Genomic DNA, 8,610 nt, shown 5'->3' on the forward strand with positions numbered 1-8,610 from the left:
TTGTTTTATAGTAGCACAGATTAGGATTGTTGTAATTTTTATATCACTTAGTAATTAAGTAGACGTTTTAACGAGTTAGAAAGGATCGAGGGTATGGACAAAATCAAAAAAATAGCAAAAATAGCAATTCCTTTAATAGTTATCATGTATGTTATTTATCATGCGAAAACTGAATTACAATCTATTTCAGTGCGTGAAGCCATTCGGACCATTCATGAACTTTCAAGTACTGAATTAACAATATTAGTGATTATCGGACTTATTTCTGTATTTGTTATGGCTTTTTATGATGTTGCAATGATAAAAGGTTTAGAATTAGCAGTTCCGCTCAAGAAGTGTTTAAGAATAGGCTTTGTTGCAAACAGTTTAAATATTGTTCTTGGATTTGGTGGATTGGCGGGTGCAACAGTCAGACATGCTGTATTCCGCTCTTATACGAAAGATACGAAGAAGTTACTTTTTGGGATTACATGGGCAACAACAGCAACTTTAATGGGTTTATCAATACTAGCATTTTTAATTGTCATTCAAATCATTCCAGATAATAATATGATACAAAGCAAACCATGGATGTTACCGTTACTAATCGGAATGGCACTTCTAATGCCGATATATTTCGCAACATCATATGTTAGAGAAAAGAAGAATCCTACAACCAAAACTTTTAAAAATCCAATAAAAACGGTTAGTGCATTTACGATAATTTCTTTAATAGAGTGGTTATGTGCAGCTAGTATTCTTTTTCTATTATTAGAAATGTTTCATATAGATACATCTTATAGTGTGGTATTAGGTATATTTGTTATTGCTTCTATCCTTGGAGTTATTAGTTTTGTACCAGGAGGTTTAGGATCTTTTGATTTAACCTTCTTAATTGGTATGAGTTCGTATGGATATCATGAAGAAACAGTTCTTTCCGTGCTATTGGTATATCGTATCGTTTATTTCTTTATTCCATTTTTATTATCTCTATTATTAACTGTTCTAGAGTTTTCCGAAAATACACTACGTAAAATCGAGGGTAAACCAATTATTGGACCTGCACTTGAAACAACTGGCGTAGTATGGGCACTATATCGAGAATTACTTGCGAAGCTTTGGGATTGGGCATTGTGTATTTTACTATTTGTCACAGCATGGATTAATATTGCTTCAGTTTTAATTCTTCCTTTAAGAACGCCACTTGTTTCTAAGGAGATATCGAACCTTAGTTATGATCTTATTTTTACGTTTTCAGTTATTATACTATTAAATTTACGTGGTATTTTTTACAGATCAAAAAAATCGTACAGTTTTGTAATGATTGGTTTAATTGGTTCTTGCGTAGCTCATTTGATAAAGGCTTTTGATTATCAAGAAGCCATTATTTTGACCGTTATTGTGATGATTTTGATTGCGATTCGAAAACAATTTAAAGTTGAAAGTGTACTAATATCATTCTCATATTATATTTTTTCTACTTTAATTGGAGCAGGTATAATCTATTTGTATTACGAGATAGGAAAAAGTATAACGACTGTTGAAAATGCTTCTGAGTTTCGCAGCTTTTCACAGGTAGTAGAAACATCTGTATTTTCTCTTTGTTTCGTACCAATTATTATCGGTTTAGGTACTTTTATATTTAGAAAGTTACGTGTAAAGGATCTTGGAGTCCCTTATGATCGAGAACAATTTCATACATTCTTACATCAGTATGATGGAAATTCTTTAACACACTTAGGCTATATGGGTGATAAACGAATATTCTTTTCAAGTAATGGAAAAGCACTTATATTATTTAGGAAATATCGTAACAGACTTGTCGTATTAGGTGACCCAAGCGGGGATTATTCGTCTTATTCATTAGTATTAAATGAATTTATGAGTGAAGCAACTAATTATGGATATGTAGTTGTATTCTATCAGATTGATCAATCCACTATGCATTTATATCACGATTTTGGTTATCAGTTCTTTAAATTGGGAGAAGAAGCCTGTGTAGATCTTGATACCTTCACTATATCTGGGAAAAAACATTCTAACTTTAGAGCTAATATGAATCGTTTCAGCCGTGAAGGATATACTTTTAAAATATTTAATACGGTAACAAATGAACAATTGAACGAAATGCAAATTGTTTCCAATCAATGGTTAGGGAAAAGAAAAGAGAAAGGCTTCTCAATGGGAGTATTTTGTATAGACTATGTGAAAGAAGGACCCGTATGTCTTGTACGAGATCAAACGGGTAGGTTGCTTGCCTTCGCTTCATTAATGCCAGCGTATGATCAAAACAAAATTTCAGTTGATTTAATGAGATATTTGCCGGATGCACCGGTTGGTACAATGGATAGTTTATTTTTACACCTTATGTTTTGGGCGAAAGAGCAAGGATATCATACATTCAATTTAGGAATGGCGCCTTTGTCTAATGTCGGAACTCAAAATGAGTCTTTCTTATCTGAAAGGATAGCAGGAACAATATTTAATAACGTTCGATATATGTACAGTTTTAGCGGTTTAAGACGTTTCAAAGGAAAATATCATCCTATGTGGCAAGGAAAATACTTGGCATTTCGAAAAAATAAAACCTTATTTGCATCGATTATCCTCGTGACAAGGATGATTGGTAAAGGTAATCCTGTAGAAAAAACAAATAATACACATCAAAAAATGCAAGAAAAGAAAACATTAACGGGTTGATTTAAATAAAGAGAATCTATTTAAAAACCACATTAGCTTTTCTTTCATTCATATGGTACTATTTAGCTTGATATATAAAGAGGAAGTGACCCTTAGTGATTAAAATTGAAATACCAAATCCAGATTTAACAATTACACAACGTAAACAAGTATTAAAACCAGGAGATATCGAAATTAAAGACGTTTATGGATTTATTGATTTCCACCTTATCCCTCGCGATAAAGGCGGAATCTTTATGTTGTATAATATTAATGACGAATTGCTTTTCGTAGGTAAAGCTAGAAAGCTGAGACAGCGTATTAAGAAGCATTTTGAAGATAATGTATCTCCAATGAAGAAACATCGTGACGAAGTATATACAATCGATATTTGTTACGTAGAAGATCCAATGGAGAGAGATATTTATGAAACGTATGTCGTGAACACACAAGAAGCAAAGTACAATATTGATAAAGTATTTTTCAAATAGGTAATATAGAAGCTGGCTACTGATGTAGTCAGCTCTTTTAATTATGTTGGTAAGTCGTAACGATAATTATAAGAAAGTCTTAAGTTTATGGATGAACCCATGTTTACCATAGAATTGAAAAGAATGGGGAGTACATGTATGAATTTGAGAAGATTGGAAAAGGGGCGCTTATTAATCGTGCGGCAAGTGAACCGAAAACAGGAAGTCTCACTCGTGGAGGTCGCCATCAACTAGCGCAATAAAAGAAAATGGTCAGTGGGTAATAAATGGTCGGAAAAATTATACGTCATTGGTACCTGCTCTAAATTTATTTCTGGTAAGCGCATGGGTGCAAGCAGCAAATCAATTAGGTTGGTTCTAATTGAACGTGATACACCAGAAGTTTCAATTGAGCAAACGTGGGACATGATGTCTATGCAGGGTACAGCAAGTGAATATCTTGTTTTAGAAAATATTAGAATTGAAGAAAAGTACCTTGTGGAGAGCAGTCCGAAAAATCCAAATCTTTACGATGCTTGGCTATTGCATATTCCCGCTTGTTATATCGGAATTGCCAAAGCGGCAAGAGATTATGCAGTTCAATTTGAAAAAACACATGCTCCAAATAGCATTAAAGGTAAAGGGACTATAAGCGAATTGCCAAATGTTCAACAAAAAATAGGTCAAATCGAATTAGAACTACTTCAAAGTCGGTATTTCCTAAATGGTGTAGCGACTCAGTGGGTAGATGATGCAGAACGTCATAAAGAATTCCAACCACAATTAGCCGCTGTAAAAAATGCTGTAACGAATGCAGCTATACCTATTGTTGATCAGTCGATGAGGGTAGTAGGTGCAATTAGTTTGCAGCGAAGTAATCCTTTGCAAAGATATTATCGTGATGTTAGAGCGGGATTACATAATCCTCCTATGGATGACGCGACAATCATGCTATTAGCAAAGACTGCACTAAATAATAGTTAATTATCTTAAAATGATTTTTAGCCTATATATCTATGAAATTTTAGGAATGTATTGTATGATGAATCTCGTGTTTTATTAACAGAGTGAGGTTTTATTATGCGTACAGAAACTTTTTTCCGTCATCCAGCTGGGATGGCTCTTTCAGCAATTATTGCTACTTTTCTATGGGGGAGTGCATTTCCTGTAATTAAGCTGAGTTATAAATACTTAGAAATCGGGCCTAATGATATAGGTGAACAAATTTTATTTGCTGGTTATCGATTCTTTTTAGCAGGAGTGTTGATTTTTATCTTTTATGCCATTATTGGTAGGAAAAATGAAATGAGGTATCAAACTTCGTCATTAAAAATACTCATTGTCTTGGCACTATTAATGACATTTTTCCAATATATTTTCTTCTATATCGGATTAAGTGGGGCGACCGGAACGCATGGAAGTATTATTTCAGGAACAGGATCATTTTTTCAAATTATTTTTGCCCATTTCTTATTGAAGAATGATCGCTTAAGCTTACCTAAAGTATTTGGTCTTTTGATTGGTTTCACTGGAATAATGATTACGTTTATTCCTAAAGGAGATGTTTCGTTTTCAATAGGCTATGGGGAATGGCTAGTTCTTGCATCCACTATCGTTGCTGCATATGGAAATATTGTAACAAAACGTGCACTAACTAACTTTAGTGCTCATTATTTGTTAGGTTACGGTATGCTTATCGGTTCCACCTTATTATTGCTAGTAGGTGTAATTATGACTGACTTTACTTTCTTTACTTTTACAATGAAAGATCTGTTCATGCTTGCTTATTTAGCATTTCTGTCTGCAACAGGTTTCTTACTTTGGAATAACATTCTTAAATATCATCCAGTAGGTAAAGTAACATTATTCAATTTCTTAATACCTGTGTTTGGCGTGATGTTAAGTGGAGCGTTCCTTAATGAAGCTGTTGGTATTACTGCTTTGATAGGGCTTGTTTTAGTAGCTACTGGTATCATTATTGTTAATATTGTTGATGTCATAAAGTTGAAAATCAGTGAGAAAAAATATTCCTAATTTAGGGATATTTTTTTATGCAAATTTTACTCAATTGCGTTTGGGAGCTAATTTTTAAGGATATATAATATATATAAAGCTAAAAGGGGGGACCCTCAATGAAAACAAAAATAGCTACTTTTATTCAATTCTTAAAGCATAGAAAAAAAGAGAATAAACAATATGAGAAACAAGCAGTTAGTACAGAAGACAGAAAAGATCACGCTATTGTAAAGGAAGGATTAATCGAACCTGAGTTATTCTGCTGTGCGCAAGAAGCAGTAAAATATATATATCAAACTACTTTGTTAATTCCTGATGTTGATGGGAAGAAGTATGAAATCTTTAAGGATAAATTCTTAAAGAAAAATCAAATAACTCCTTTAGGTAACAATGGAGACTTAATGAGAGAATTGAAATTACTAGATGTATACTTTAATACGTTTTTACTAAGCAAACAAGGCGTTGAATGTGGTTGTGATTTTAGTGAAGAAGAAGTTCAAAAAAACATCGAAAACGTTATAAAGCAATGCATGGAACTAGAAAGAAGATTTGGAATTAATTATATGTCTGTTACGGTTTAAATAAGAAAGAGTAATAAAAAGCACCAGAAGACATTTTGTCACTGGTGCTTTTTATTACTCTACATCTTGATAATGTTCTACACAAAACGTTGTAATTTGTTGAAGTTCATCGTCTTCTAATTCAAAATCTAAATATGTATTTTCACCTTGTTCATACAGATCATATTTAGCAATCTCTTTTTTATCTTCATCTACAACAAAAATGACTTTTGCCATTACTCCACTTTCATGAAATAATTCATCATCTTCCGGAATATCTAAAAAAAGAATAAACTCATATCGATCCCCTGGTAAAATACCAAATGCATCATTTATTAACTCAACTTCATATTCTTTAATTTGAATCATTATATTCGTCCTTTCATTCACTATTGCTTTACTCATTATAGCGGTAAAATGGTTATAAGAAAAGCGGTGCAATATTTGAACAACTTTTAATTCTATAGAAACTAAATCAAAGTATAAATAACTAAAAATTCGTAAACTTGACTTAATCAACTTCATATTCTAATATATTTACTAGAAATCAATAAAAGATTCCTCATCAGACAAAGATGAGGTAGAGGTTGCGATTTTTAAGAGTAAATAAACCGAGAGACAGAAAGCTTGAAGACGTTTATTGAAAGGAAACATCGCCGAAGCGCTATAGGTTTTCTGACTATAGTAAAGCTGGGTCTGTATCGAATAGGTGCAGGACTGTCATGGCAAATGCTATGATGAACTATCCAATGAAGTCTGGTGCAGTTTTGTATACGTATACAACACACCAACTTTTACGGTGTGTTTTTTGTTTTATACTAAATTAACAAAACTCTACCCATCAAGCATGTTCATCGTTTGAAATGACATCTCAAGAATCTCAAGAAATACAGACAAGAGGAGAGCTTAAAGATGGGAAAACAACAGAAATTAGGTTTTTGGATTTTAACATCATTAGTAGTCGGTAATATGGTTGGTTCTGGTATCTTTATGTTACCGCGCACTTTGGCTGAAGCGGCAAGTCCAGCGGGAGTTATGTTAGCATGGCTATTTACTGGTCTTGGTGTACTATTTGTATCGTTCGTTTTCGGTAACTTAGGTAAGAGAAAACCAGAACTCAGCGGTGGACCGCAAATTTACGCAAAAGAACTTTTTAAAAAAGGCTCACAAGTCGCAACATTATCAGGTTTTATGGCAACTTGGGGATACTGGATTGGAAATTTAGCAGGAAACATTGCAATCATTACAACATTTGCGAGTTATTTATCAACATTCTTTCCAATCATGACAAATCAAGCTGTTTTATTTTCGGTTGGAAACTTTGATTTAAAAGTAGGTAATGCAATTACATTTGTAGTGTGTACCATTGTACTTTGGGGAACACACATAATCGTGTATAAAGGTCTAGAAGGCGCCGGTAAATTGAATTTAGCGGCAACAGTAGCAAAAGTTACAGGATTCTTTATCTTTATCATCATTGGTCTTTCGGCTTTTCAAGCAGCAAATGTAACGCCGTTTTTAGCTGAGAAAACAAATGAAGTAGGACAAACAGTAGGATTGCTAGGACAAGTTAATGCTGCAGCAGTAGCTACACTTTGGGCCTTTATCGGAGTTGAATCGGCCGTAGTATTCTCATCACGTGCGAAAAAGCAAAGCGATGTAAAGAGAGCAACTATTCTAGGGCTATTACTTACGTTAGCTATCTATATCGGCATTAGCACTCTTGTTATGGGCTTATTACCTCAAGATGTGTTAGTAACGTCTGAAAAGCCATTAATTGATGCTATTGAAACAGTACTTGGGCCAATTGGTGGAAAACTATTAGCAGCTTTAGGATTAATATCATTGATTGGATCAACGATCGGTTGGGTCATGCTGGCTGCTGAAGTACCAAGTGCCGCTGCGAAGCAAGGTTTATTCATTCCTCGTTTCATGAAAGAAAACAAAAAGGGAATACCAACTTTCTCGTTAGTATGTACAAATATTTTAGGCCAATTATTTATTTTCTCAACAATTTCTAATACAATTTCAGATGCATTTAATTTTATTATCTACATCGCAACGTTATCGTACTTAATACCTTACTTAATATCATCAACATTCCAGGTAAAGCTAGTTATTACCGGTGAAACGTACGAAGATGGAAAAGGGCGTATTATAGATGGTATTATCGGTATTCTAGCAACACTATATGCAGTTTACGTACTGTTTGCAGGAACATCAGATATTAAAACATTTATGTTGGGTATGGCGTTATTAGCAAGTGGAATTCTATTCTATGGTTTTGTAAAAAAAGAAGATCATGCTGCAATACCAGTTAAAAAAAGCTAAGTATAATTGATATAAAAACAGAAAGCATCCAGATGGGTGCTTTTCTTTTTAACACAAACAAGAACAAATGTTCTCGTTTGAGAAAAAGAGCATTTTGATATATTTAATGTTCAAATTACATAAATTAGGATAATCCTGCCCCGAAATCGCAAATAATTGAAAGGAATTTATTAATAAAAGTGCTGATTTCAGTCGTATAGAACAAATGTTCTTTTTAGTGAGGTGGTTTGAGGGAAGAGGATGATTGATGTTTAAAGTTGTAAACCTAAAGGTTACCGAAACTTTGATGTCTCTTACACATGAATAAATGGCTTATAGAGACACAATTCAATTGATGAAAACTTTCAATTAAATTAATAAGTGAATTATTGGGAATTAATAAATTTAATTAGTTTATTAACTAATTAGCATTAGAACAAACTGATCTGGTTAACAACATATCTAAAAACGTCGAAGTATTTAGATTATGAATAATTGATCACATATAGAAAAACTGAGCAATATTGGCAATGTAGATTGGAACCATAATATACACAAATTTAAATATGACGGCAGAACTAATAACTGCTATAAAT

7 protein-coding genes and 1 riboswitch are annotated in these 8,610 nt (G+C 33.2%); of the genes, 6 read left to right on the forward strand and 1 reads right to left on the reverse strand.

Features of this window, described 5'->3' with window-relative positions; translation table 11 throughout:
* The first annotated feature begins 93 nt into the window (after positions 1-93).
* From mprF to V7014_RS05175, 5 genes are all read left to right on the forward strand, one after another.
* Complete coding sequence (mprF, locus tag V7014_RS05155; RefSeq protein ID WP_335504848.1) at positions 94-2,679, forward strand: bifunctional lysylphosphatidylglycerol flippase/synthetase MprF; 2,586 nt, start codon at positions 94-96, stop codon at positions 2,677-2,679.
* A 95-nt stretch (positions 2,680-2,774) separates the two neighbouring features.
* Positions 2,775-3,149, forward strand: a complete 375-nt coding sequence (locus tag V7014_RS05160) for a nucleotide excision repair endonuclease (protein WP_335504850.1) — start codon at positions 2,775-2,777, stop codon at positions 3,147-3,149.
* A 255-nt stretch (positions 3,150-3,404) separates the two neighbouring features.
* Complete coding sequence (locus tag V7014_RS05165; protein ID WP_335504853.1) at positions 3,405-4,112, forward strand: acyl-CoA dehydrogenase; 708 nt, start codon at positions 3,405-3,407, stop codon at positions 4,110-4,112.
* A 96-nt stretch (positions 4,113-4,208) separates the two neighbouring features.
* Positions 4,209-5,162 carry a DMT family transporter gene (locus V7014_RS05170; RefSeq protein WP_335504855.1) on the forward strand — a complete coding sequence of 318 codons (954 nt, stop codon included), beginning with the start codon at positions 4,209-4,211 and terminating at the stop codon, positions 5,160-5,162.
* A 98-nt stretch (positions 5,163-5,260) separates the two neighbouring features.
* The gene (locus V7014_RS05175) at positions 5,261-5,725 is read left to right on the forward strand and encodes a hypothetical protein (protein WP_335504857.1); all 465 of its coding nucleotides are present in this window, start codon (positions 5,261-5,263) and stop codon (positions 5,723-5,725) included.
* A gap of 54 nt (positions 5,726-5,779) precedes the next feature.
* Here V7014_RS05175 and V7014_RS05180 read toward each other — a convergent pair whose 3' ends face one another.
* Complete coding sequence (locus V7014_RS05180) at positions 5,780-6,073, reverse strand: DUF6509 family protein (protein ID WP_335504859.1); 294 nt, start codon at positions 6,071-6,073, stop codon at positions 5,780-5,782.
* A gap of 204 nt (positions 6,074-6,277) precedes the next feature.
* A riboswitch (Lysine riboswitch) is annotated at positions 6,278-6,457 on the forward strand.
* Between the two features lie 159 nt (positions 6,458-6,616).
* On the opposite strand from V7014_RS05180, the gene V7014_RS05185 reads away from it, so the two are divergent.
* The gene (locus tag V7014_RS05185) at positions 6,617-8,035 is read left to right on the forward strand and encodes an amino acid permease (protein WP_335504861.1); all 1,419 of its coding nucleotides are present in this window, start codon (positions 6,617-6,619) and stop codon (positions 8,033-8,035) included.
* The last annotated feature ends 575 nt before the right edge of the window (positions 8,036-8,610 follow it).

This window comes from Bacillus sp. JJ722 (assembly GCF_036963345.1).
GTDB lineage: Bacteria > Bacillota > Bacilli > Bacillales > DSM-1321 > Bacillus_AD.

Coding starts and splice junctions, on each gene's coding strand:
- V7014_RS05175 (WP_335504857.1), top strand. CDS start 5,261: ATGAAAACAAAAATAGCTACTTTTATTCAATTCTTAAAGCATAGAAAA.
- V7014_RS05170 (WP_335504855.1), top strand. CDS start 4,209: ATGCGTACAGAAACTTTTTTCCGTCATCCAGCTGGGATGGCTCTTTCA.
- V7014_RS05180 (WP_335504859.1), bottom strand. CDS start 6,073: ATGATTCAAATTAAAGAATATGAAGTTGAGTTAATAAATGATGCATTT.
- V7014_RS05185 (WP_335504861.1), top strand. CDS start 6,617: ATGGGAAAACAACAGAAATTAGGTTTTTGGATTTTAACATCATTAGTA.
- mprF (WP_335504848.1), top strand. CDS start 94: ATGGACAAAATCAAAAAAATAGCAAAAATAGCAATTCCTTTAATAGTT.